The organism is Romboutsia sp. 13368, assembly GCF_018336475.1.
In the GTDB taxonomy this organism is placed as follows: Bacteria; Bacillota; Clostridia; order Peptostreptococcales; family Peptostreptococcaceae; genus Romboutsia.
Genome location: NZ_CP048741.1, coordinates 1,211,178 through 1,213,201, shown reverse-complemented (window position 1 = coordinate 1,213,201; position 2,024 = coordinate 1,211,178). Strand labels below are relative to the sequence as shown.

Sequence of the window (2,024 nt, the reverse complement as noted above, 5' to 3'; positions counted from 1 at the left end):
TTTAAAYTATTTTAAGAAATGATTAGAAAATAAACTGTAATAAAATAATTGAAATTAGCACAAAAAAATGTTATTCTAACAAAAGTAAATTTAAAAATAATTTAACTAAAAAGAGCTTATTTTGTAAGCTCTTTTTAAATGCTAAGAGAGGTAATAATATGATAAAAGTTGACAACTTGTCTTATTCATTCCCACAAAAAGATCTTTATACAAATGTTTCATTTACAATAGAAGAAGGTCAACACTGTGCTTTTATAGGAGCAAGTGGTAGTGGAAAAAGTACATTAATAGATATAATAATGGATCCAGAAAAGTACTTATTTGATGGTAAATTAGAAATGGATCCAAATTTAAAAATTGGATATGTAAGCCAGTTTTCACAATGTGATAAAAGTGAAGAAACAACAGTTTTTGAATATATAGCACAAGATTTTATAAAGCTACAAAATGAAATAGATGATATATGTGCACAAATGGAAACATCTTCAGATATCGAAAGTTTACTAGAAAAGTACCAAGATGCACTAGATGCATTTGATGCACTAGATGGTAATGATTATGAAAGTAATATAACTAAAAAGCTCCATGTTGCAAATTTAGGTAAGCTTAAAGATAAAATGATATGTGAACTTAGTGGAGGGGAATTTAAGCTTATTCAAGTTATTAAGGAAATGCTTAATAAACCAGATTTAATGATAATGGATGAGCCAGATGTATTTTTAGATTTTGAAAATCTTAATGCTCTTAAAAACTTAATTAATTCTCATAAGAAAACAATATTAGTTATAACACATAATAGATATCTACTTAACCATTGCTTTAACAAGATACTTCATCTTGAAAATACAGAACTTCAGGAGTTTGATGGAAGATTTGTTGATTATAAATTCTCATTACTTCAAACTAAAATTGAAACGCAAGAAATAGCTATTGCTGAAGAAGAAGAAATTGCAAGAAATGAAGCTTTAATTAATATATTAAGAGAAAAAGCAACTTATAATGCAGAGGCTTCTAGGGGAAGAGCTTTAAAAGCTAGAGTTAAAATCCAAGAAAGACTAAAAGAGCGTAGAATAAAGGCTCCATTTGTTTATATTAAAGAACCTTATATAAACTTAGATACTGATAATGAGATTGAAGAAACTATAGCTTTAAAAGTTAATAATCTTAATGTAGGTTTTGATGAATTACTTTTAAAAGATATTAACTTTGAAATTAACTCTAATGATAAAGTAGCAATAATAGGTACTAATGGTGTTGGTAAAACTACTTTAATGAAAGAAATATTTAAAAATAATAACGAGTGCATTGAATTAAATGAAAATATAGAAATGTCTTATTTATCTCAAATGCAAGGTAAAATATTAAAAGAATCTAATACAATACTTGAAGAGTTCTATGAAGCAGGATTTGAAAACTATGGTGAGGTTAGAAGATATATTTCACGTTATGGATTTAATGAAGACATTTTAAAACAAACAATAAACTCTTTATCTGGTGGAGAGAGAAATATTCTTCAATTAGCTAAGGTTTCATCTAGTAAAGCTAATATGTTACTTCTTGATGAACCAACAAGTCACTTAGATACTTATTCTCAAATGGCACTTGAAAAAGCTATACAAAATTACAAAGGTGCTATTTTAATGATTTCACATGACTATGACTTTATAGTTAATTCTATGGATTATGTTTTAATGATAGAAGATAAGACTATTAGAAAAGTTAACATGAGAAAGTTTAGAAAGATGATTTATGCTAATTACTTTGATAAGGATTACTTAGAAATTGAACAAAAGAAAAAATTAGTTGAAACTAAGATAGAAAGAGCTTTAATGGATACTAATTTTGAACTTGCAAAAACTTTATCTGAAGACTTAGAAGAACTTATTAAGTTACTTTAATATATAAAAGTCCTGTATTAGTTTATAAGCTAATATAGGGCTTTTTTAACGCTTAAGGAAATTATATTACTTTAATAACGGTGGATAACTTAGCAAATACATTTATATCAATATATTGATTTTGAG

Annotated in this window: 1 protein-coding gene; it reads left to right on the top strand. The window is 26.0% G+C overall.

Features of this window, described 5'->3' with window-relative positions:
* Positions 1-158 precede the first annotated feature (158 nt).
* Positions 159-1,898, top strand: coding sequence for an ABC-F family ATP-binding cassette domain-containing protein (locus tag G3997_RS04940; RefSeq protein WP_296649029.1), 1,740 nt, complete (start codon positions 159-161; stop codon positions 1,896-1,898).
* Positions 1,899-2,024: the final 126 nt, after the last annotated feature.